This is a genomic window from Noviherbaspirillum agri (assembly GCF_054780595.1).
In genome coordinates this window covers 164415-187692 of record NZ_BAAGWA010000005.1, presented here as the reverse complement: position 1 = coordinate 187692, position 23278 = coordinate 164415, and the positions used below count along the sequence as shown (strand labels likewise).

19 protein-coding genes and 4 tRNA genes are annotated in these 23278 nt (G+C 58.4%); 4 read left to right on the top strand and 19 right to left on the bottom strand.

Features of this window, described 5'->3' with window-relative positions; all coding sequences use genetic code 11:
- Positions 1-208: 208 nt before the first annotated feature.
- The 14 genes from rpoC to ACYVIA_RS11350 form a co-directional block, all read right to left on the bottom strand.
- Positions 209-4450 (bottom strand): DNA-directed RNA polymerase subunit beta', encoded by a 4242-nt coding sequence (gene rpoC / locus ACYVIA_RS11415; RefSeq protein WP_460840842.1) that lies wholly within the window; start codon positions 4448-4450, stop codon positions 209-211.
- A gap of 204 nt (positions 4451-4654) precedes the next feature.
- Positions 4655-8761, bottom strand: coding sequence for a DNA-directed RNA polymerase subunit beta (rpoB, locus tag ACYVIA_RS11410; RefSeq protein WP_460840840.1), 4107 nt, complete (start codon positions 8759-8761; stop codon positions 4655-4657).
- Positions 8762-9064: 303 nt separating this feature from the next.
- Positions 9065-9442 (bottom strand): 50S ribosomal protein L7/L12, encoded by a 378-nt coding sequence (gene rplL / locus ACYVIA_RS11405; RefSeq protein ID WP_460840838.1) that lies wholly within the window; start codon positions 9440-9442, stop codon positions 9065-9067.
- A 68-nt stretch (positions 9443-9510) separates the two neighbouring features.
- Positions 9511-10014, bottom strand: a complete 504-nt coding sequence (gene rplJ, locus ACYVIA_RS11400) for a 50S ribosomal protein L10 (RefSeq protein WP_460840836.1) — start codon at positions 10012-10014, stop codon at positions 9511-9513.
- Between the two features lie 289 nt (positions 10015-10303).
- Positions 10304-10999: a 50S ribosomal protein L1 gene (gene rplA / locus ACYVIA_RS11395; protein ID WP_460840834.1), complete on the bottom strand. Its 696-nt coding sequence runs from the start codon at positions 10997-10999 to the stop codon at positions 10304-10306.
- Positions 10999-11430 carry a 50S ribosomal protein L11 gene (gene rplK, locus ACYVIA_RS11390; RefSeq protein ID WP_119740714.1) on the bottom strand — a complete coding sequence of 144 codons (432 nt, stop codon included), beginning with the start codon at positions 11428-11430 and terminating at the stop codon, positions 10999-11001. Before rplK ends, rplA begins: the two co-directional genes overlap by 1 nt.
- Positions 11431-11579: 149 nt before the next feature.
- On the bottom strand, positions 11580-12155 hold the full coding sequence (gene nusG / locus ACYVIA_RS11385; RefSeq protein ID WP_460840832.1) for a transcription termination/antitermination protein NusG: 576 nt from the start codon (positions 12153-12155) through the stop codon (positions 11580-11582).
- A complete protein-coding gene (gene secE, locus ACYVIA_RS11380; protein ID WP_460840830.1) occupies positions 12155-12538 on the bottom strand; it encodes a preprotein translocase subunit SecE in 384 nt (127 codons plus the stop codon). The genes nusG and secE overlap by 1 nt, the downstream gene beginning before the upstream one ends.
- A 33-nt stretch (positions 12539-12571) precedes the next feature.
- A tRNA-Trp gene (locus tag ACYVIA_RS11375) sits at positions 12572-12647 on the bottom strand.
- Positions 12648-12726: 79 nt separating this feature from the next.
- Positions 12727-13917 carry an elongation factor Tu gene (gene tuf / locus ACYVIA_RS11370; protein ID WP_460840828.1) on the bottom strand — a complete coding sequence of 397 codons (1191 nt, stop codon included), beginning with the start codon at positions 13915-13917 and terminating at the stop codon, positions 12727-12729.
- A gap of 76 nt (positions 13918-13993) precedes the next feature.
- A tRNA-Thr gene (locus ACYVIA_RS11365) sits at positions 13994-14068 on the bottom strand.
- Between the two features lie 33 nt (positions 14069-14101).
- A tRNA-Gly gene (locus tag ACYVIA_RS11360) sits at positions 14102-14175 on the bottom strand.
- Positions 14176-14216: 41 nt separating this feature from the next.
- Positions 14217-14302, bottom strand: a tRNA-Tyr gene (locus ACYVIA_RS11355).
- Positions 14303-14441: 139 nt separating this feature from the next.
- On the bottom strand, positions 14442-15503 hold the full coding sequence (locus tag ACYVIA_RS11350; RefSeq protein ID WP_460840827.1) for a gamma-glutamyl-gamma-aminobutyrate hydrolase family protein: 1062 nt from the start codon (positions 15501-15503) through the stop codon (positions 14442-14444).
- 150 nt (positions 15504-15653) lie between these two features.
- On the opposite strand from ACYVIA_RS11350, the gene ACYVIA_RS11345 reads away from it, so the two are divergent.
- The gene (locus tag ACYVIA_RS11345) at positions 15654-16028 is read left to right on the top strand and encodes an ArsC/Spx/MgsR family protein (RefSeq protein ID WP_460840825.1); all 375 of its coding nucleotides are present in this window, start codon (positions 15654-15656) and stop codon (positions 16026-16028) included.
- A 16-nt stretch (positions 16029-16044) separates the two neighbouring features.
- Here ACYVIA_RS11345 and ACYVIA_RS11340 read toward each other — a convergent pair whose 3' ends face one another.
- From ACYVIA_RS11340 to ACYVIA_RS11320, 5 genes are all read right to left on the bottom strand, one after another.
- A complete protein-coding gene (locus ACYVIA_RS11340) occupies positions 16045-17670 on the bottom strand; it encodes a tetratricopeptide repeat protein (protein ID WP_460840824.1) in 1626 nt (541 codons plus the stop codon).
- 80 nt (positions 17671-17750) lie between these two features.
- Positions 17751-19175, bottom strand: coding sequence for a DHA2 family efflux MFS transporter permease subunit (locus ACYVIA_RS11335; protein ID WP_460840822.1), 1425 nt, complete (start codon positions 19173-19175; stop codon positions 17751-17753).
- 25 nt (positions 19176-19200) lie between these two features.
- Positions 19201-19416: a DUF2905 domain-containing protein gene (locus ACYVIA_RS11330; RefSeq protein WP_460840821.1), complete on the bottom strand. Its 216-nt coding sequence runs from the start codon at positions 19414-19416 to the stop codon at positions 19201-19203.
- A gap of 62 nt (positions 19417-19478) precedes the next feature.
- Complete coding sequence (locus ACYVIA_RS11325) at positions 19479-19676, bottom strand: DUF2905 domain-containing protein (protein ID WP_460840820.1); 198 nt, start codon at positions 19674-19676, stop codon at positions 19479-19481.
- Positions 19677-19777: 101 nt separating this feature from the next.
- Positions 19778-20953: a class I SAM-dependent methyltransferase gene (locus tag ACYVIA_RS11320; RefSeq protein WP_460840818.1), complete on the bottom strand. Its 1176-nt coding sequence runs from the start codon at positions 20951-20953 to the stop codon at positions 19778-19780.
- 108 nt (positions 20954-21061) lie between these two features.
- Here ACYVIA_RS11320 and ACYVIA_RS11315 point away from each other — a divergent pair, with 108 nt between their 5' ends.
- Genes ACYVIA_RS11315 through ttcA form a run of 3 tightly spaced genes read left to right on the top strand, consistent with a single transcriptional unit; the run spans position 21062 to position 23197 of the window.
- Positions 21062-21835 (top strand): SDR family oxidoreductase, encoded by a 774-nt coding sequence (locus ACYVIA_RS11315; protein ID WP_460840817.1) that lies wholly within the window; start codon positions 21062-21064, stop codon positions 21833-21835.
- A 12-nt stretch (positions 21836-21847) separates the two neighbouring features.
- Positions 21848-22240, top strand: coding sequence for a dihydroneopterin aldolase (locus ACYVIA_RS11310; protein ID WP_460840815.1), 393 nt, complete (start codon positions 21848-21850; stop codon positions 22238-22240).
- A gap of 9 nt (positions 22241-22249) precedes the next feature.
- Positions 22250-23197: a tRNA 2-thiocytidine(32) synthetase TtcA gene (gene ttcA, locus ACYVIA_RS11305; RefSeq protein ID WP_460840814.1), complete on the top strand. Its 948-nt coding sequence runs from the start codon at positions 22250-22252 to the stop codon at positions 23195-23197.
- Positions 23198-23278: the final 81 nt, after the last annotated feature.

The window sequence follows — 23278 nt, the reverse complement described above, 5'->3', positions numbered from 1 at the left end:
CTTTGGCGGACCAACACAGTCAGTCGTGGAGGCCCGGCTGTGCGGTGGGACCGGTCAGTCCTTCTCAAAATCGTCGGCGATTGCTTCTACGGGTAAGCCATCCGTCTCTGCGTGTGGGTGAGTTTGCTACGTCTCCTACGAGACGTAGCAAGAAAGAAAAACGGCACCGGAGCTTCCTCCGATGCCGTTTCCTTTAGCCCCACATCGATCAGGCTTCGCCGCCCTCCGGTGTTTCATCGCTTCCTGCCGTGGTTGCCGGTTCAGCCGTAGCCGCACGAGCTGATTCCTCAGCTTGCAACAGCGCATTGCGTTCCTCAGCTTCCCAGGTTTCCTTTTCCTTACGGGCACGGTGATAAGCCAAGCCGGTACCCGCGGGGATCAGACGACCAACGATGACGTTCTCCTTCAGACCGCGCAGTCCATCCTTCTTGCCCATGATCGCGGCTTCGGTGAGGACACGAGTCGTTTCCTGGAACGATGCCGCAGAGATGAAGGAGTCGGTCGACAGGGATGCCTTGGTAATACCCAGCAACACGTTCTCGTAGGTTGCAGGACGCTTGCCTTCGGCGATGACACGATCGTTCTCGTCCAGCAGCTCGGAGCGCTCCACCTGCTCGCCCGGGATGTAGGACGTATCGCCTGCATCGACGACCTGAACGCGGCGCAGCATCTGACGCACGATCACTTCGATGTGCTTGTCGTTGATCTTCACACCCTGCAAACGGTACACGTCCTGAACTTCGTCGACGATGTAACGTGCCAGTGCCTCGATACCCAAGAGGCGCAGGATGTCCTGCGGATCGGCCGGGCCGTCCACGATCATCTCACCCTTGTTCACCACTTGCCCGTCGTGCACCAGCACTTGCTTGTCCTTGGTAATCAGGAATTCGTGCTTGTTGCCCTCCATATCGGTGATTTCCAGGCGCTGCTTGCCCTTGGTTTCCTTACCAAACGCAACCGTACCGGTGACTTCCGCCAGCATGCCGGCATCCTTCGGCGAACGTGCTTCGAACAGCTCAGCCACACGCGGCAGACCACCGGTAATGTCACGGGTCTTCTGCGATTCGGTCGGGATACGTGCAAGCACTTCACCCACGGATACCTGCTGTCCATCTTTCACCGTAATCAGCGCGCCGACCTGGAAGCCGATCGTCACTGCGTGCTCGGTGCCGGCGATCTTCACTTCCTCGCCCTTTTCGTTCAGCAGTTTGACCTGCGGACGGACCAGCTTGGTGCTGGGGCCGCGACGTTTCGCGTCGATTACCACCAATGTTGCGAGACCGGTCACTTCGTCGATCTGCTTGGCAACGGTCACACCTTCCTCGACGTTCTCGAACTTCACGGTACCGGAGTACTCGGTGATGATCGGACGAGTCAGCGGATCCCACGTTGCCAGTGCCGTGCCGGCCTTGATTGCCAGGCCGTCCTTGACCAGCAGCGTCGCGCCGTACGGAACCTTGTGGCGCTCGCGCTCACGGCCGAGATCATCGGTGATCAGCACTTCACCAGAACGAGAAATGACGATCTGCTCGCCCTTGCCGTTGGTGACGTAGCGCATCGTCGCTGTGAAGCGTACCGTGCCGTTCGACTTGGCTTCCACGGAGGAGGCAACCGCTGCACGCGATGCCGCACCACCGATGTGGAAGGTACGCATCGTCAGCTGGGTACCCGGCTCACCGATCGACTGTGCTGCGACCACACCGACTGCCTCACCGGCGTTGACCAGCATGCCGCGTCCGAGGTCACGGCCGTAGCACTTGGCGCACAGGCCGTAGCGGGTGTCGCAAGTCAGCGGCGTACGAACCTTCACTTCGTCGATACCGAGACGCTCGATCTCTTCGACGGCATCTTCGTCCAGCAGTGTACCGGCCTCGTAGAGAGTCGCTTGATCTTCCGGATTGACGACGTCGGTTGCCGCAACGCGGCCAAGGATACGGTCGCGCAGCGCCTCGATGACTTCACCACCTTCCACCAGCGCCTTCATCGATGCGCCGTTGGAGGTACCGCAATCGTCTTCAGTGACGACCAGGTCCTGGGTCACGTCGACCAGACGACGGGTCAGGTAACCGGAGTTCGCGGTCTTCAGCGCGGTATCAGCCAGACCCTTACGTGCACCGTGGGTCGAGATGAAGTACTGCAGAACGTTCAGGCCTTCGCGGAAGTTCGCGGTAATCGGCGTCTCGATAATCGAGCCGTCCGGCTTCGCCATCAGGCCGCGCATACCGGCCAGCTGACGGATCTGTGCTGCAGAACCGCGCGCACCGGAGTCGGCCATCATGTAAATGGCGTTGAACGATTCCTGCGTACCCTTGCTGCCGTCGCGCTTGGTGACGTCCTCAACCTTGAGCTGCTCCATCATGGCCTTGCCGACTTCGTCACCGGCCTTGCCCCAGATGTCCACCACCTTGTTGTAGCGCTCACCTGCAGTGACGAGACCGGACGCGTACTGCTGCTCGATCTGCTTCACTTCGTGCTCTGCCTGGGCAATGATGGTGTGCTTCTGTGGCGGCACTAGCATGTCGTCCACGCAGATCGAAATACCGGCGCGGGTTGCGAGGCGGAAGCCAGACTGCATCAACTGGTCAGCGAAGACGACAGTTGCACGCAGGCCGCACTTGCGGAACGACGTATTGATCAGCTTCGAGATTTCCTTCTTCTTCAACGCGCGATTGAGCACGGTGAAGGGCAGGCCCTTCGGCAGGATCTCCGACAGGATCGCACGGCCGACGGTGGTCTCGTAACGCTTGACGGTCTTAACGAACTCGCCAGTTGCCGCATCCTTCGGGTACTCGGTAATACGTACCGTGATACGGGTAGTGAGCTCGACTTCCTTGTTGTCGTAAGCACGGATGACTTCCGCGACGTCCGGGAACATCATGCCTTCGCCCTTGCCGTTGATCTTTTCACGGGTCGCGTAGTACAGGCCGAGAACGATATCCTGCGACGGCACGATCGACGGTTCGCCGTTGGACGGGAACAGCACGTTGTTGGAGGCCAGCATCAGCGTGCGCGCTTCCATTTGTGCTTCGATCGACAACGGAACGTGGACAGCCATCTGGTCGCCGTCGAAGTCGGCGTTGAACGCCGCGCAGACGAGCGGATGCAGCTGGATTGCCTTGCCTTCGATCAGTACCGGCTCGAACGCCTGAATGCCGAGACGGTGCAGGGTCGGCGCACGGTTTAGCATGACCGGATGTTCGCGGATGACTTCTTCCAAGATGTCCCATACGACCGGCTCTTGAATCTCGACCAGCTTCTTCGCGGCCTTGATGGTGGTTGCGAGACCCATCAGTTCCAGCTTGTTGAAGATGAACGGCTTGAACAGTTCGAGCGCCATCAGCTTCGGCAGACCGCACTGGTGAAGCTTGAGCTGAGGACCAACCACGATAACCGAACGGCCGGAGTAGTCGACGCGCTTACCGAGCAGGTTCTGACGGAAGCGGCCGCCCTTACCCTTGATCATTTCAGCCAGCGACTTCAGCGGACGCTTGTTCGCACCAGTCATCGCCTTGCCGCGGCGGCCGTTGTCGAGCAGCGAGTCGACGGCTTCCTGCAGCATGCGCTTCTCGTTGCGCGTAATGATTTCCGGTGCGCGCAGTTCCATCAGGCGCTTCAGGCGGTTGTTACGGTTGATGACGCGACGATACAGATCGTTCAGGTCGGAGGTCGCGAAACGGCCACCATCCAGCGGTACCAGAGGACGCAGTTCCGGCGGCAGCACCGGCAGCACCTCCATGATCATCCAGTCGGGCTTGATGCCGGAACGCTGGAATGCCTCAAGCACTTTCAGGCGCTTGGCGTACTTCTTGATCTTCGCTTCGGACTTCGAATCCTTCAGTTCCTGGCGGAGCTGCTCCACTTCCCGGTCGATGTCGATCGAACGGAGCAGTTCACGGATGCCTTCGGCGCCCATGAATGCGGTGAAGTCGTCGCCGTACTCCTCGTACTTGGCGGCGTAGTCGTCTTCCGACATGATCTGGCACTTCTTGAGCGGCGTCATACCGGGATCGGTCACGACGTAGGCTTCGAAGTACAGCACGCGTTCGATATCGCGCAGTGTCATGTCGAGCACCATGCCCAGACGCGACGGCAGCGATTTCAGGAACCAGATGTGTGCGGTCGGCGAGGCCAGTTCGATGTGGCCCATGCGCTCGCGGCGCACCTTGGCCAGCGTGACTTCAACGCCGCATTTTTCGCAGATGACGCCGCGGTGCTTCAGGCGCTTGTACTTGCCGCACAAGCACTCGTAATCCTTGATCGGGCCAAAGATCTTGGCGCAGAACAGACCGTCGCGCTCCGGTTTGAAGGTACGGTAGTTGATCGTTTCCGGCTTCTTGACTTCACCGTAAGACCAGGAACGGATCTTCTCGGGCGATGCGAGACCAATCTTGATCGCATCGAATTGTTCGCTTTGCTGAACTTGCTTGAATAGATCGAGCAGTGCTTTCATTTCTATCACTCCAGTGTGGCGTGAATGACGCTTGGCAGCGTGGCGTGAAATCGGCGAGTCGCCTACACCCTGTTCGCACCGCCGGGAGAGCCCTGCACCAGCTCGTGGTGTGAGTTCCGACGATACCGGGAACGATTACCGCATTCCCACGCTACCGGATACTTTTCGCCCGCCGGCGTATATCACCGGCGGGGATTTCCTTCGTTAGTCCCTCTCGAGGTCGATGTCGATACCCAGCGAGCGGATTTCCTTCACCAGAACGTTGAAGGATTCCGGCATGCCGGCGTCGATGACGTGATCGCCCTTGACCAGGTTCTCGTAGACCTTGGTACGGCCGGTAACGTCGTCCGACTTGACGGTAAGCATTTCCTGCAGCACGTAGGACGCGCCGTAGGCTTCCAGCGCCCAGACTTCCATCTCGCCGAAACGCTGGCCACCGAATTGCGCCTTGCCGCCCAGCGGCTGCTGGGTAACGAGCGAGTACGGACCAGTCGAACGGGCGTGCATCTTGTCGTCGACCAGGTGGTGCAGTTTCAGCACGTGCATGTAGCCGACCGTAACAGTGCGCTCGAAGGCTTCGCCTGTACGGCCATCATACATAGTGACCTGGTTCTTCGACGGGGTCATGCCGAGCTTCCTAGCGATATCGTCCGGATATGCGAGGTCGAGCATGCGACGGATTTCGTCCTCATGCGCACCGTCGAATACCGGCGTCGCAAACGGCACGCCGTGCTTCAGGTTGGCCGCCAGCTGCAGAATCTCGTCGTCTGTAAAGTTGTCGAGGTCTTCCGACTTGCCGGACTCGTTGTAAATCGTCGTCAGGAACTTGCGCAGCTCGGCAGCTTTGGCCTGTTGCTGCAGCATTTCACCGATACGCAGGCCCAGGCCCTTGGAGGCCCAGCCCAAGTGCACTTCCAGCACCTGACCGACGTTCATACGGGACGGAACGCCCAACGGGTTCAGCACGATGTCAGCCGGCGTACCGTCTGCCATGTACGGCATATCTTCCACCGGGACGATACGGGAAACCACACCCTTGTTACCGTGGCGACCTGCCATCTTGTCGCCGGGCTGCAGGCGGCGCTTCACGGCGAGGTAGACCTTGACCATCTTCTGCACGCCAGGCGGCAGTTCATCGCCTTGCGTCAGCTTCTTGCGCTTCTCTTCGAACGCGAGATCGAACTGGTGACGTTTCTCGGCGATCGATTCCTTAATCGCCTCCAATGCAGCGGCGACGTCGTCTTCTGCCGGACGAATATCGAACCAGTGGTACTTGTCCAGATCATCCAGGTATTCCTTGGTGATCTTCGCACCCTTGGCCAGCTTCTTCGGACCGCCATTGACGACTTTACCGATCAGCATCTTCTCCAGACGCTGGAATGCATCGCCTTCCACGATACGCAGCTGGTCGTTCAGGTCGAGACGATAGCGCTTAAGCTCATCATCGATGATCTGCTGTGCACGCTTGTCGCGAGGGATACCTTCGCGAGTGAACACCTGCACGTCGATCACGGTGCCGACCATACCGGATGGTACGCGCAGCGACGTATCCTTCACGTCGGATGCCTTCTCACCGAAAATCGCACGCAGCAGCTTTTCTTCCGGCGTCAGCTGGGTTTCCCCCTTCGGGGTCACCTTACCGACCAGCACGTCGCCAGCTTCGACTTCGGCGCCGATGTACACAATGCCGGACTCGTCCAGACGAGCGAGCTGGTTTTCTGCCAGGTTCGAGATATCGCGCGTGATTTCTTCCGCGCCGAGCTTGGTGTCACGGGCAACGACGGACAGCTCTTCGATATGGATCGAGGTGTAGCGGTCGTCTGCAACCACGCGTTCCGAGATCAGGATCGAGTCCTCGAAGTTGTAGCCGTTCCACGGCATGAACGCCACCAGCATGTTCTGACCGAGGGCGAGCTCGCCGAGATCCGTCGACGCACCGTCGGCGATCACGTCATGCTTGGCAACACGGTCGCCAACCTTCACGATTGGACGCTGGTTGATGTTCGTGTTCTGGTTCGAGCGGGTGTACTTGATCAGGTTGTAGATGTCCACACCGACTTCACCGGCAGCGGCTTCATCATCGTTCACTCGAATCACGATACGACCGGCGTCGACGTAGTCAACCACACCGCCACGCAGTGCCTGCACTGTAGTGCCGGAGTCGACTGCTACGGTGCGCTCGATACCAGTACCGACGAATGCCTTCTCGGGACGCAAGCAGGGAACGGCCTGACGTTGCATGTTCGCGCCCATCAATGCGCGGTTCGCGTCGTCGTGCTCGAGGAACGGAATCAACGAAGCAGCAACCGACACAACCTGGCCCGGCGCCACGTCCATGTACTGGACGCGTTCCGGAGACACCAGAATCGTTTCGCCAGCCTGACGTGCGGACACCAGTTCATCGGACAGCTTGCCTTCCTTGTCGATGGTCGCGTTCGCCTGGGCGATCACGTAGCGGCCCTCTTCGATCGCGGACAGGTAGTCGATCTGGTTCGTGACCTTGCTACCGTCTACCTTGCGGTACGGCGTCTCGAGGAAGCCATATTCGTTCAGGCGAGCATACAGCGCCAGCGAGTTGATCAGACCGATGTTCGGACCTTCCGGCGTCTCGATCGGGCATACACGGCCGTAGTGGGTCGGATGCACGTCGCGCACCTCGAAGCCTGCGCGCTCACGAGTCAGACCGCCCGGGCCAAGCGCTGAAACACGGCGCTTGTGGGTGATTTCCGACAGCGGGTTGGTCTGGTCCATGAACTGCGACAACTGCGATGAACCGAAGAACTCGCGGATCGCAGCCGAAATCGGCTTGGAGTTGATCAGGTCGTGCGGCATCAGGTTATCTGCTTCTGCCTGGCCCAGACGCTCCTTCACTGCGCGTTCAACGCGGACGAGGCCTGCGCGGAACTGGTTTTCTGCCAGTTCGCCGACACAACGCACACGACGGTTACCGAGGTGATCGATGTCGTCGACTTCGCCGCGGCCGTTACGCAGCTCAACGAGAATCTTGATGACTGCGAGAATGTCTTCGTTGGACAAGGTCATTGCGCCGGTCAGCTCATCACGCCCGATACGGCGGTTGAACTTCATGCGACCAACTGCCGACAGGTCGTAACGCTCTTCGCTGTAGAACAGGCCGTTGAACAGCGCCTCGACGGAGTCTTCGGTCGGCGGCTCGCCAGGGCGCATCATGCGATAAATCGCGACACGCGCGGCCATCTGGTCTGCGGTATCGTCCATGCGCAGCGTTTGCGAGATGTACGCACCCTGATCCAGATCGTTTGTGTACAAGGTCTGGATGTCGCTGACACCGGCCTCGCGCAGGCGTGCTAGCGTGTCTTCGGTCAGTTCGTCATTTGCGCTCGCAATGACTTCGCCCGTATCCGCATCCACGATGTTCTTCGCAAGCACGCGGCCGAGAAGGTAGTCTTCCGGCACGGAGATGTGCTTGATACCAGCAGCGTCGATCTCGCGGACATGCTTGGCATTGATGCGCTTGTCCTTCGCCACGATGACCTTGCCGGACTTGTCCGTAATGTCGAAACGCGCAACTTCGCCGCGCAGACGCTCTGCAACGAATTCCATTTCGCCGCCTTCGGCACGCAGCGTGAAGTTGTCGAACACGAAGAAGTTCGCCAGGATCTGCTCCGGCGTCATGCCAATGGCCTTAAGCAGGATCGTTACCGGCATCTTGCGACGACGGTCGACGCGGAAGAACAGAATGTCCTTCGGGTCGAATTCGAAATCGAGCCACGAGCCGCGGTACGGAATGATCCGTGCGGAGAAGAGCAACTTGCCAGACGAATGGGTCTTGCCGCGGTCGTGTTCGAAGAACACACCCGGAGAGCGATGCAGCTGCGAGACGATGACGCGCTCGGTACCGTTGATTACGAAAGAGCCATTGGTGGTCATGAGCGGCAGTTCGCCCATATAGACTTCCTGCTCCTTCATTTCCTTGACAACCGGCTTGGTCGGGGATTCCTTGTCCAGGATGACCAGTCGCACCTTCGCGCGCAACGGCGAAGCGAAGGTCAAGCCGCGCTGTTGGCACTCTTTCACGTCGAACGGCGGGTCGCCCAACACATACGACAGAAACTCTAGCCGTGCGAATCCATTGTGGGATACGATTGGGAAAATTGATGTGAAGGCGGACTGCAGACCTTCATTCTTGCGTTGCGATGGAGCCTTATCCGCTTGCAGGAAGCTCGTGTACGACTCGAGCTGCGTCGCCAGCAGGAACGGAACGTTGTGAACGTTAGCGCGCTTCGCGAACGACTTACGAATACGCTTCTTCTCAGTAAATGAGTAGTGCATGGACACTCCGTGAGTGACAGGAAGGATGGAGAATTCAGGGTTCGCTACGGTTTCAGGACCCGCCTGATGCCATCTGCGAAACCTCAAGTCTCTGCCCTTCAGGCTTGACTAGACTACAAACCACAATACTGCTGGTTACCTCTTCCGTCTTGTTTCGTTTTTGCTTCCGGGCCCTGTAGCTTGATATAGATAAGGACTCGTCAAAACACGAAAACGACAAAGGAGCCAAAGCCGAACCCACTCTTGCGAGAAGGTTCCGAGCTTTGACTCCGGCGATCTTTAGTTCGCCCCGGCAAGCCGAAATTACTTGAGTTCGGCTTTCGCGCCAGCTTCTTCCAGCTTCTTCTTGGCTGCTTCTGCATCAGCCTTGGCGACACCTTCTTTGACAGGCTTCGGTGCACCGTCGACCAGGTCCTTGGCTTCCTTCAGACCCAGGCCGGTGATTTCACGAACAGCCTTAATCACGCCAACCTTGTTCGCGCCGACCTCGGACAGGATGACCGTGAATTCGGTCTGCTCTTCGGCTGCCGGAGCGGCGGCGCCGCCGCCTGCCGGGCCAGCAACTGCCATAGCAGCTGCCGAAACACCAAACTTCTCTTCAAAAGCCTTGACCAGGTCATTCAGATCCATCACGGACATTTGACCTACGGCTTCAAGGATATCGTCTTTGCTAATTGCCATTTGAAACTCCTAAATTTAATTCGGTATTTACATCTAATCGGTACTGACGCTAAAGATACGGAAGGCGTTTATGCGCCTTCGGTTTCTTTCTTGGCTGCCAGAGCAGCCAGCGCACGTGCAAAGCCAGAGACCGGAGCCTGCATCACGCCCAAGAGTTGGGAGATGAGGACTTCGCGGCTCGGAATGCTGGCCAACGCGGCAACGCCTGCTTTGTCGAGCGGCTTACCTGCGTAGTTACCTGCCTTAACAACCAGCTTGTCGTTGCCTTTAGCAAAGTCGTGAACGACTTTGGCTGCTGCAACGGCGTCCTCGGAGATCGAGTAGATCAACGGGCCGGTCATTTCGGAGGCGAGGCCAGCAAACGGCGTACCTTCAACAGCGCGACGAGCCAGCGTATTTTTCAACACGCGCATGTACACGCCTTGGGCACGCGCTTTTGCGCGCAGTTGCGTCAAGTGACCAACCTGGATGCCACGGTATTCGGCCACGACGATCGTCTGCGCAGTTGCTACCTTTGCGGAGACTTCGGCGACGACGGCCTTCTTGTCATTCAGATTGAGACTCAAGATCAACCTCCAAAGTTGATGCGTAGGAAATTCCACGCATCGGTTCGAACACGGCGTCCGAAGTTCAGGAGTTCAGTGCTAACGAATTAGCGTTGAGACTACAAAAACTGTTCGGGTTCACCATCTGCGTTGGGTGCCGGTGCTTGCGCCACCGGTGTTTAACCTTGCGCACATCCTGCATGCACTTGGCCCAACGGTCTTTGACAATCTGGTTCCGATTCAAAACGACCGAATGGGAACCAGCCCAAAGATTTGCCCCGCGCGCTACAAGCGCCCGGGGACTTGATTCACTACATTAAGCAGCCAGGCTTGCGTGATCAACGCGGACGCCTGCGCCCATCGTCGACGAGATCGCAACCTTGCGCAGGTACACACCCTTGCTCGTTGCCGGCTTTGCCTTGTTCAGAGCGTCGATCAGAGCCATCAAGTTGGTCTTCAGGTCAGCGTCGGCAAAGGACTTGCGGCCGATCGTGGCGTGAATAATGCCTGCCTTGTCGGTACGGTACTGAACCTGACCAGCTTTGGCGTTCTTGACTGCGGTCGCCACGTCGGGAGTAACAGTGCCAACCTTCGGGTTCGGCATCATGCCGCGTGGGCCGAGAATTTGGCCCAGCGTACCGACGATACGCATTGTGTCCGGCGAGGCGATGACGATATCGAAGGGCATGTCACCAGCCTTGATACGATCTGCGAGGTCTTCCATACCGACGATATCGGCACCGGCTGCCTTCGCAGCTTCGGCCTTATCACCAGAAGCGAATACAGCCACTCGCACAGTCTTACCGGTACCAGCCGGCAGAACGACGGAACCGCGAACTACCTGGTCAGACTTCTTCGCGTCGACGCCGAGTTGAACGGATACATCGATCGACTCGTTGAATTTGGCGGTCGCACATTCCTTGATGAGCGCGACGGCTTGATCGAACGGATACAGCTTGGTACGGTCAATTTTTGCTTTGATTGCTTGTGCGCGTTTGGATAGCTTAGCCATTACAGACCCTCCACCGTGATACCCATGGAACGAGCGGAACCGGCAATCGTACGCACGGCTGCATCCATGTCAGCTGCCGTGAGATCCGGCATCTTGGTTGTTGCGATTTCTTCCGCCTGCTTGCGCGTAATCTTGCCGACCTTGTCGGTATGCGGCTTGGACGAACCCTTTTGAATGCCAGCAGCCTTCTTGATCAGAATCGTTGCCGGCGGCGTCTTCATCACAAAGGTGAAGGACTTGTCGGCAAATGCGGTGATCACGACGGGAATCGGCAGACCCGGCTCAACGCCTTGAGTCTGGGCATTGAATGCCTTGCAGAATTCCATGATGTTCAGGCCGCGCTGACCGAGGGCCGGGCCAATTGGGGGGGAGGGGTTTGCTTTACCAGCCGGCACTTGCAGCTTGATAAAACCGATGATTTTCTTTGCCATGATGGCTCCTACGTTGATTGAGTAGTAGCGCCCTTTCGCCAGCTTTTTCGACTGGCTAATGAGGCTCCTCTTCTTACTGCCTAGATTCCGCAGACCCTAAGGCTTGCGACGCCCTAACCGCGCTAAATATCGTGTTTGAAGGCGACAGGCTAAACCTTTTCGACCTGTCCAAATTCCAGCTCGACCGGCGTTGCGCGACCGAAAATGGTGACCGAGACGCGTACACGCGACTTCTCGTAGTTGACTTCTTCAACGTTACCGTTGAAATCGGTGAAGGGGCCATCTTTGATACGGACCAGTTCGCCCACTTCATACAGCACTTTCGGCCTCGGTTTCTCGACGCCTTCCTGCATTTGGTGCAGGATCTTGTCTACTTCATGCGGCGGAATCGGAGTCGGCTTGTTTGACTTCCCGCCAATAAAGCCAGTCACTTTGCTGGTGTTCTTCACCAAGTGCCAAGTTTCATCGGTCATTTCCATTTCAACCAAGACATAGCCCGGGAAGAAACGCCGTTCAGTTACCGATTTTTGACCGTTCTTGACCTCGATTACTTCTTCAGTCGGCACGAGGATTTGACCGAACTTATCCTGCATGCCAGCACGCTCGATACGCTCTAACAACGCGCGTTGAACACTTTTCTCCATGCCGGAGTAAGCGTGCACGACGTACCAGCGCTTTTTTCCGCCCGCTTGGGGCGCTGCGCCATCTTGCATGTTATCGCTCATTATTTTTTCCAGCCCAGGATCAAGTCGTACAGCACAAACTCGAGCAATTTATCGGTACCCCAGAGGAAAATCGCCATGATCAGAACAAATCCGAATACCACTGCCGTGATTTGCATGGCCTCTTTCCGTGTAGGCCAGACCACCTTCTTAGCCTCGCGCACGGACTCCTTGGCAAATCCGAGAAAGTCGCGACCCGGCGCGGACGTCCATGCAGCAGCGATCGCCACCAACAAGCCTGCAAGCAGCGCGCCTGCGCGTACGATCGTTGATTTGTCCGATAGAAAATAAAAACCGACAACACCCGCAATCACTGCACAAATAGCAAAAGCGACCTTGACCTTGTCGCTTGATGTGCTGACGGTTTCTACGGGCTGGTTAGACATACGTTTTCTTTCGGTGCCCTGCACCTGATTCGGTGGCAGGGGCAGAGGGAATCGAACCCCCAACCTTCGGTTTTGGAGACCGACGCTCTGCCAATTGAGCTATACCCCTACGCGTAAAACTTAGCGCGAATTGCGAATGCTGCGACTGCCAAATGATACCGGTCAGTCACAGCAAAACAATTCCTTTATTACTCAATGATCTTGGCAACGACGCCGGCGCCAACGGTACGGCCGCCTTCGCGGATTGCGAAGCGCAGACCTTCTTCCATCGCGATCGGGTTGATCAGCTTGACCGTGATCGAGACGTTGTCACCCGGCATCACCATTTCCTTGTCGGCCGGCAGTTCGATTGCACCGGTCACGTCCGTGGTACGGAAGTAGAACTGCGGACGATAGTTGTTGAAGAACGGGGTGTGACGACCACCTTCGTCTTTCGACAGCACGTAGATCTCGCCGGTGAAATGCTTGTGCGGCTTGATCGAGCCCGGCTTGGCCAGCACTTGACCACGCTCGACGTCTTCACGCTTGGTGCCGCGCAGCAGCACGCCAACGTTGTCGCCTGCCTGGCCCTGGTCCAGCAGCTTGCGGAACATTTCGACGCCGGTGCAGGTGGTCTTCTGGGTGTCACGGATGCCGACGATTTCGATTTCTTCGCCGACCTTGATGATGCCGCGCTCGACGCGACCGGTCACCACGGTGCCGCGGCCGGAGATCGAGAATACGTCTTCCACCGGCATCAGGAAGGTGCCGTCGATGGCACGTTCCGGCGTCGGGATGTAGGTGTCCAGCGCTTCAGCCAGCTTCATGATCGCGCCTTCGCCGAGGTCGCCCTTGTCGCCTTCGAGCGCCAGCTTGGCGGAGCCGCGAATGATCGGCAAGTCGTCGCCCGGGAACTCGTACTTCGACAGGAGTTCGCGCACTTCCATTTCGACCAGCTCGAGCAGCTCGGCGTCGTCGACCATGTCGCACTTGTTCAGGAACACGATGATGTACGGCACACCGACCTGGCGGGCCAGCAGGATGTGCTCGCGGGTTTGCGGCATCGGGCCGTCGGCTGCGGAGCACACCAGGATCGCGCCGTCCATCTGCGCTGCGCCGGTGATCATGTTCTTCACGTAGTCAGCGTGGCCGGGGCAGTCAACGTGCGCATAGTGGCGGTTGGCGGTCTCATACTCGACGTGCGCGGTGTTGATCGTAATGCCGCGCGCCTTCTCTTCCGGTGCCGCGTCAATCTCGTCGTATTTCTTTGCTTCGCCGCCGAACTTGGCGGACAGCACGGTCGCAATCGCCGCGGTCAGCGTGGTCTTGCCATGATCAACGTGGCCAATCGTGCCTACATTCACGTGCGGTTTGGTCCGCTCAAACTTGCCTTTTGCCATTTTAGACTCCTAACGATTTGATGAGAATGTCTAGGCGCACGCCCGACCGTCTTGCGTATAGATGAACCGAGAAAACTGGTGCCCTTGACGTGGATTGAACACGTGGCCTCTCCCTTACCAAGGGAGTGCTCTACCACTGAGCTACAAGGGCGTTTTGTCCGTATTTGCTACGTCCAACAAAAACTGGAGCGGGTGAAGGGAATCGAACCCTCGTCGTAAGCTTGGAAGGCTTCTGCTCTACCATTGAGCTACACCCGCAAGGATTGTTACCCCAACCGCATAATTTCATGCTTCGCTGCTGGTGGAGGGGGCTGGATTCGAACCAGCGTACTCGTAAGAGGGCAGATTTACAGTCTGCTGCCATTAACCACTCGGCCACCCCTCCGCAGGGAACCCCAAACTATAGTAGAGGTCCCTTCGCTTGTCAACAGTAAAAAGGTTTTGCGTGGAATTTTTTGTTTCAGACCGCAAATTTCTGGGAGTTGCGACTTCATTGTCGAAGCGGTCGAATAATCACAAACAGGTTACAGACGGGTCTCGCGCGCTGCTCGCAGGAAGCCGTCAAGGATCGGCGTACAGTCAAGCAGATCGGGGCCACCGGGGCGATGAAATTCCGGATGCCATTGCACCCCCATCACGAAATTGGCCTTTTTGTAACGAACCGCTTCGATGATGTTGTCCTTGCCCGACACGGCCTCCACTGCCAAGTCCCGACCGAGCTCCTTGACTGCCTGATGGTGAATGGAATTGACAAGCGCCGCCGGGCGGCCGCTGAACATGGTCGCTAGAGACGAATCCGGGGGAAAATGAATCTCGTGATAGTGACTGTCGTAGAGGTCGGTCACGTGCTCGATTGCCGTCGGGACGTCTGAGGCAATGTCCTGATACAACGAGCCGCCGAAGGCGACATTGATGAGCTGGCAGCCACGGCAAATGCCCAGAACCGGCTTTCCGGCCTCGACGAATTCATGCAGCAGCTCGAGCTCGTACATGTCGCGGGCACGATCACCGCTCCATTCCGGGCGCGTTGCCACTTCGGAGTAGGTTTGCGGGGACACGTCCGCTCCTCCCTGCAGCACCAAGCCGTCCAAATGCTTGGCGTAGTCACGAAGCCGAATGTTGCTAGGATGCAGAATTCCATTGTTATTGACAGTGGGGATCATGAAGACAAGGACGTCGCGTGACATCACCCATTGCGCAATCGACTCTTCCAGATACTGAAGGGTTTTGCTGCGAAGTCCCTTCGCCCCGGTTTCAGGGTGGAAGATCCTTGCAGAGACGCCGATCTTGAGGGTGCGGTGCGCTATGCGATGCAGCAGCCGGTCCGATGCCGCCTTGAAGCGCGCCGAGACTATCCGGCGCGCCGCAGCCCAGGGTGTTTCTGCCGTCGGCAAGTAGGCGGACGGTGTGTAAGGCGCACTCACTTTTCCGCTCTGGTCGGGAGCAGAGGAAGGCGTTTGAGCTGCGGGTGCGGCAGGTTGCGGTTTGGAGTCGTTCTGGTCGGCCATAGGGTCCGTATTGAGAGTCTTGCTGTCGGCCGGGACTACTCGCGAAATGCAGCCGATCCCCGGTCTGACGGCTGGCATGTTTAGTTTGTGCTGTAGTTTGTGTTTTAATCGAGGCGGCGGGTTCGCCGCTCACACGGCATTTTAATTCTGACTCATTTGATCGGCAGACAGTTCAACCAACATGCTGACGCCGCGGGAATGACGCAACGCTAACTGCCCCAAGCTGACATGACATCGACGAACACCATTACGATTTATCATAATTCACGCTGCTCCAAATCCCGCGAGGCGCTCGCGATGGTGGAGCAGTTTGCAAATACACACGAGCTTACACTCCACGTCGTCGATTACCAAAAAACGCCGCTGTCACTTGCACAGCTATCCACCTTAAAGGCGCAACTCGACCTTCCTGCGCGCGCAATGGTGCGCGACAACGAGGTGGAGTTCGGGGATCTGAATCTCGCCGATGCAGACGATGCAGCGCTTCTTGCCGCAGTTGCGGATCATCCCAAGCTGTTGCAGAGGCCGATTGTCGAATACCGCGGAAAAGCAATGATCGCACGCCCGCCGGAGCGGCTGGCTTCGCTGTTGCCGTCTGCTTGAGGTTCGTTCTTCGCAATCAGCTGCCTCCATGCGCAATGCCGTACCGTTTCAGCAATGACTGATGCAGCTCGACGAGCGGCACCAGTTTGGGATTGTCAGGATCAAGACGCCTTGCCGAATCGATATACGCACGTGCCTGTTCGCCCAGTCTGCTCTCCCATCCCAGGTGGTCAAGGTACTTGAGCGCCGCAAGCGCGGCATTGAAGGCCACCTGGGGATTGTCCGGCAGCTTGCGTGCCGCTGCCGTCATCAAGTCCAGCGCCCCCTTGTAGTCGCCCTGGCGCGCTTTCTCCGCACCGGACGATACCAGTTCGACCACCTGCCGGCGGCTCTCCCTGACAACAGATTCTGCCAATTCGGTGCGGCCGGCCTGCAGGAAGACATTCATCGCTCGGGCGAGCGCCTCTTCATCGGCGGCATTGCTCATCACGTCGCGCATGACTTCGGACGCACCATCGTCCATCCGATGGAGCAAGCAGGCCTTTGCCAGCTCCATTTTCAGTGCATCCGAAATACCGTCGGCGTCGCGACATGCTGCAACAGCGGCGCCCAGTTCATTTGCCGCCTGCTCGGCATTGCCCAGCTCCGAATGCAACAGGGCTGAGGCCAGCGCACGGCAAGCGGGCATTTTCTCGGATTGGCCAAGGGATTTCTCCAAGTCGCGGATGATGGTTGACGCCTGTTGCGTATCCCCCTTTCCGACGAGGCTGCGGACCAGTCGCACGTGGTCTTCCGGATCGCGGAACTCGGAGTACCTGGATTTACTGACAACGGTCTGGAAGGAGCGCTCTGCCGTATCAAGGTCACCGCTCTCCATGGCGACATCACCCAACCGGCGCAGACGACGCAATGCATGCGGCGAAATGGTCGATGCAACGGCGAGCACTTGCTTTGCCTGCTCGACCCGACCAGCTGCCTCATGCGTCCTGGCCAGCCAGTCGTAGGCGTCCATGTAGCTGCTGTTCTCCTCGACGAGCGCCGCAAGCAGCACTTCTGCCTCACCGAACTTGCGCTGCATGAACAACGTCTTCGCCAGTCCCAGCCTCGCCCAGGCAACGGCCTTCGTCGCCAGCAGCTCCTTGTAAATCACTTCCGCATGGCGAGCCTCGCCGAGGATCATGTGCAGTTCGGCGCGCAGCCGCATGAAGTCGATAGCGTACTGGCGGTGCTTGCCCTCACCCAGCTTGCATACGCCAATCGCACCCTGCAGGTCGCCATGCTCCATCAAGTGATAGGCGGGAAGGAATGCGGTTCGCTTCTCCAGCGCACGCGCGATCCGGTCGAGCAGCACGTCCGCAGTAAAAGGCTTGAGGATGTAGTCATTGGGCGCCAGCTCCGCCGCACCGACGACTTTCCCATAGGCGGCTTCAGCAGTGACGATGATGAAAACCGTCCACAATGGAATGAGCTTGTTGTGGCGCAGGTCCTCCAGCAGGTGTTGACCATCCTGTCCCTCGCCGAGTTCATACTCACACAGGACAAGGTCGTACGAGCGGTTCTTCAGCGGACGAATCGCCGTACCCGAACTCACGGCATGGTCGATCCGGGTGATGCCGCACAGGTTGAGCATGTTGTGCATGTTGGAGCGCATGCCAGGCTGCGGATCCACGATCAAGGCGGTCAAGCTGCGAAGGGAAGTCATTTGCCCGTACTCCGTTATCGGCATGCATCTGCGCACCAACATACCACCGTCGCGGCCAAATGCAAACCGGACGCCATGGTTCAGTGCCGAACAGGCTCGTCGGGGTCGCGCTGCGGCTCTTTCATGTGCCATGCGGCCAACACCGCCAAGGCGCACAAGAGCGCGACCAGCAGGAAGGTTTCATTAAATGCATTTGCCTGTGCACCTGAAGCACCGGAGTGAGCGCCCAGCCGCCACTCCAGCACGATGCCGACGAGACTCACGCCGATCGCTCCGCCCAGCTGGCGCAGGAAATTGACTGTGCTGGCGCCCTGCGCAATCAGGTCGAAAGGAATGCCGCGCATTGCACCGAGACTGAGTGCGGGCAGCACGAATCCGAGCCCTACGCGCCCGAGGATGGTTATCGACACCAGGGTGACATAGCCCGATGCGAGCGATCCAAGCGCCATCAGCGCCAGCGACAGGGCAAGCAGGGACAAGCCGATGCAAACAAGGATATTTGGAGCAATCCGGTCCGTCAGTTTGCCCGCGACGATGATCGTCACCGCAAGGACAATGCCGGCCGGAAGCAGCACAAGTCCAGCCTGTGAAGGTGCGTAGTGCAACGCCATCTGCATGTACACAGGCACCAGATAGGTCGAACCGAATAGCCCCGCCCCGTAAATGAAGGCAACCAGCGCTCCCATTGCGAATTGCCGATAACGGAACAGTGCCATATTCAGCAGGCCATGCCGGGCGCGCAGTTGATAAAGAACAAAGGAGGCCAGCGCTACCAGCCCGAGCACCAGCATACCCGCTGCCTGGCTAAAGCCATCATGCAAATGCACCAGGCCGTTCAGCAATGCCGTCGTCCCGACGCCGGCAAGCAGCAGGCCTTTCCAGTCCAGTGACCGGGCGTCGCCCATCATCGGCGAATTGACCGCCAGCAGTCGACGGATCATCAGCAGAACCACCAGGCAAAATGGCACCACAACGAAGAAAATCGAGCGCCATCCGAAATGCTCGACGAGAAAGCCGCCGATGCTGGGGCCGATTGCAGGGGCCAGCACCACGCCGAACCCGAATACGCCCATTGCCTTGCCCTGCTCCTGGGCGGGAAAGGCGCGCAATATGACGATAGAGGGAATGGGCTGCACAATGCCCGCGGCCAATCCCTCGACAATGCGCATCGATAGCAGCATTGGATAGTTGACGCTAAAGCCGCCGATCAGGCCACCGGCCAGCAGCAACAGGATCGCGCCGGTATAGGTTTGCCGCAGGCCGAATCGAAGCAGCAACCACGGCGTGGTCAGCATTGACAGCGTCATCGCAAGCATGAACCCCGCAGACACCCACTGCGCACGTTCCTGCCCGAGCGTGAAATGCCGGCTGAGGTCGGGCACTGCCACGTTGACAATCGTCGACGCCATGATCGACGCCATCGTGCCGATCATGACCGTCAGCAGGACCAGCCACTTGTAGCGGACACCGTAACGCTCGCGCAATTGTTCAAGGGTGGGATGCATGCTGTCTATGCAGGTTGACGGAGGATCAGCGAAATGGACCGAGCCAGCTCACCAGTTCCGCAATCGCAAGCGCCAATATGGACCAAGCCACTGTCGAGCCGAACGGCAGGCAGAAAACGATATTGCGAAACTTGAAACGCACATCACCGGGAAGCCGTCCGACGCCAAGCTTCTCCAGCCACGGCAGCAAGGGAAAGAAAACGATCAACCCGATGAAAATGACGGCAACCCAGCGGATCATGGATTCCTCTTGTTGTTCAGGCATGCATCGGAAGGCGGGAACAGATGCATGTATCGACGGATTTATGGAAGCAGGCGGCCGAGGGCGACGACAATCAGCGACAAAAGCACGGTCGACGCAAACGGCAGGAAAAACTTCTTGCCGAACAGCGTGAAGCGCACGTCACCGGGCAGGCGCCCGACACCCAGCTTCTCCAGCCACGGTAGCGCCGCCGAGAAAACCACGAGGGCAATAAAAATAGTGAGGACCCAACGTATCATGCGCTGCCTTGAAAAAGTCTTTCCGGTGTTGGTCAGTTATGCTCGTTCGTTACGTCTGTTTGTTATGTTCGTTTGTTACGTTCGTTTGTTACGCATGTGATTCACAAGCGATGGGTGCGGTCACTGCGTGCGAACCTTGACGGCAAGGCGGCATGCTGACCGACCACCAGCACCTTGAATAATTCGCCCATCTCCGCGGGCGAGATCAGCTTCTGCATCGCATTAGCCTGCGGCAGATAGCGTAGCTGGTCCGCAGGCGAAGTGCGCATCAGCAAATCGCCGATGCCGGCATCGAGGAGGAAAGCGGCCTGGCTGGTGTAGCCCAGCACCTCCAGACCGCTATCGATCGCTGCGCGTGCCATTGCCGTGAAGTCAACATGCGCGGTCACATCCTGCAAACCGGGCAGGTAAAACGGATCGGCATGGGAATGATGCCGGTAATGACACATCAGCGTTCCTTGCGTGCGCTGTCCCAAATAGTACTCATGCGCCGGGAAGCCGTAGTCAAGCAGGATTGCCGCACTGCCCCGCCCGCTTCTGTCATGCCCCGCACTGACCATCGCGCCGAGCGTATGCATGAATCCTGCTGCAACCGGATGCACTTCGGTGAAATAACCAAAAGGCAATTCCTCTGCATCGGGGATCTGCGCAATCAGCGTCTCGTCGCAGGCCCGATCACTGAACACGAACCGGCCATCAACCAGACTGACGCCACGTTCTTTCCAGCCTTGTTCCGTCCTGACGACCAGATGGACCGGCATTGCGTCCAGCACCTCATTGCCGATGACAACGCCCGAGAACTCGGCTGGGAAGCTGTCCAGCCAGGTGACCTGCACTTGTCCACCTTGCGTGAATTCGCGCAAGGCCTCTTCCTGCCGGGCGCGCAACTCGCCGGACAACTCCACGATCGCATAGCGCTCGATGGGAATGCCTATCTCCTGCAATTCAGTCAGGATATCGCGCGCAAGCTTGCCCGTGCCGGCGCCGAACTCCATGATCTGCGGGCTGGTTTGCGCCATCAGGTCGGCGGCAACATGCGCGAGTGCACCACCGAAAAGAGGCGTGATTTCAGGCGCAGTTGTAAAATCTCCGTCATTACCGAGTTTTGCCGCGCCGCCACTGTAATAGCCGAGGCCCGGCGCATACAAAACCAGCTCCATGTACCGGGCAAAAGTGATCCAGCCGGAATTGCGCTGGATTTCGTCGGCGATCAGATCGCATAGCGCGCGCGAGGCATTCAGCGCATCGATGGAAGGTTCGGGCAGTTGCAGTTGCATGGTCGGTATTGTATTGAAATCGGCTCGTGGATTGTAAAGAAATCCATACCGACAACGCGAATTGCGCCACGGACCAGCTGATTTCGCTCCCAGGAACCACACATAACTATGACCACTGAAGTTCGAAAAGTTGCACTGGTGACCGGTGCGGCCAAACGTATCGGTCGCGCGATCGCCATCGCACTGGCACAGCGCGGTTGGGATGTGGTTGTCCATTACGGCAGTTCCGCAGTGGATGCAGACGAAACCGTGCGCGCCATCGAACAGTTCGGCCGACGTGCTGCTGCCGTACAGTGCGATCTCGCGGACGAGACAGCGGTCAGGGCGCTGGTGCGGAAGGCAATGCGCGCGCTCGGCACCGAGACGCTGCAGTGCGTGGTCAATAATGCATCGCTGTTCGAGCGCGACTGCGCGGCGGATTTTTCGATTGCCCAACTGGACGCGCATATGCATGCCAATCTTGCAGCACCAGTGCTGCTTGCGCAGGCCTTGCATGACGCGACGCCCGAGGGCGCGCAATCGGTGGTGGTGAACCTGCTGGACCAGAAACTGTTCAACCTGAACCCCGATTACCTGTCGTACACCCTGTCCAAGGCGGCGCTGCACAGCGCGACCACCATGCTGGCGCAAGCGCTCGCGCCCAAGGTGCGCGTGGTTGGCGTGGCGCCCGGCATTACGCTGGTGTCCGGCGACCAGACCGAAGAAGGATTTACGAAGGCGCACAAGCTAACGCCGCTGGGCCGCTCCAGCACACCGGACGACGTCGCCTCCACCGTCTGCTTCGTCGCCGAGAACCCGGCGATCACTGGCACCACCCTGTTGGTCGATGGCGGCCAGCACCTGATTCCCCTGCAACGCGACGTGATGTTCGTCGCCAAATAACCTGTTGAAATTATGCTTTCCTCACTCTCGCATCCCAGCCTGGCCGACTGCCGCCGCCTCTTTCTTCGCAATTACGAGGTGATGATCAATATCGGCGTCCATGAATTCGAAAAGAAAGGCGAACAGCGGGTGCTGATCAATGTCGACCTGTTCATTCCGCTGGCGGTGTCGACGCCGAAGGAAGACCATCTGGTTGAAGTCGTCGACTACGACTTCATGCGCGACACCATCGCCAAGCGCATGGCGCAGGGCCACATCCACTTGCAGGAGACGCTGTGCGACGACGTTGCGCGCGCCATGCTCTCGCACCCCAAGGTACGTGCGGTGCGCGTATCGACGGAAAAGCCGGACGTTTATCCGGATTGCGACAGCGTCGGTGTGGAAGTCATCCACATCAAGGGATAAGGAGCAATCATGAATGACATTCTGAACAATACCGCGATGACGGAACCACAGCAGGCAGACAACATCAGCGCGAAGAAAGCCGAAAAGATCGCGTATGAAAACAACAAGCTGCACAAGCGCCTGTGCCGTCAGGTCGGCCAGGCGATTGGCGACTTCAACATGATCGAGGACGGCGACAAGGTGATGGTGTGCCTGTCGGGCGGCAAGGACAGTTACGGCCTGCTGGACATCCTGCTCACGCTGCGCGAGCGTGCGCCGATCCGCTTCGATATCGTCGCGGTCAACCTGGACCAGAAACAGCCGGGCTTTCCGGAGCATGTCCTCCCGGATTACCTAACGAAGATCGGCGTGCCTTTCCACATCGAAAACCAGGACACCTACAGCATCGTCAAGCGCGTGATCCCGGAAGGGAAAACGACCTGCTCGCTGTGCTCGCGCCTGCGTCGCGGCATCCTGTACCGCGTGGCGGATGAACTGGGCGCGACCAAGATCGCGCTCGGCCATCATCGGGATGACATTCTCGAAACCTTCTTCCTCAACATGTTCTTCGGCGCCAAGCTGAAAGGCATGCCGCCGAAGCTGCAGTCCGATGACGGCAAGCACATCGTGATCCGGCCGCTGGCGTATGTGAAGGAAGCGGACATGGAACGCTTTGCGGAAGTGCGCCAGTTTCCGATCATTCCGTGCAATCTGTGCGGCAGCCAGGAGAATCTGCAGCGCAAGCAGATCAAGGCGATGCTGCGCGAGTGGGAGAAAAAGCATCCCGGTCGCGTGGAAAACATCTTCTCGGCATTGTCGACCGTCGTGCCGTCGCACCTGATGGACAAGGACCTGTTTAACTTCACCGACCTGAAGGTCACCGGCGAGGCAACGCCGAACGGCGATATTGCCTTCGACGAGGAGCCTTGTGCGCCGCCGTCGACCAACGTGGTGCGCTTCGGCGATCTCGACGACTGAACTGAACAGACACGGCGAACTCGGGTTGCGAAAGCGTCGCCCCGGGTCATTCAAGGTGCGGCCCGGCCGCACGCGCCGTGT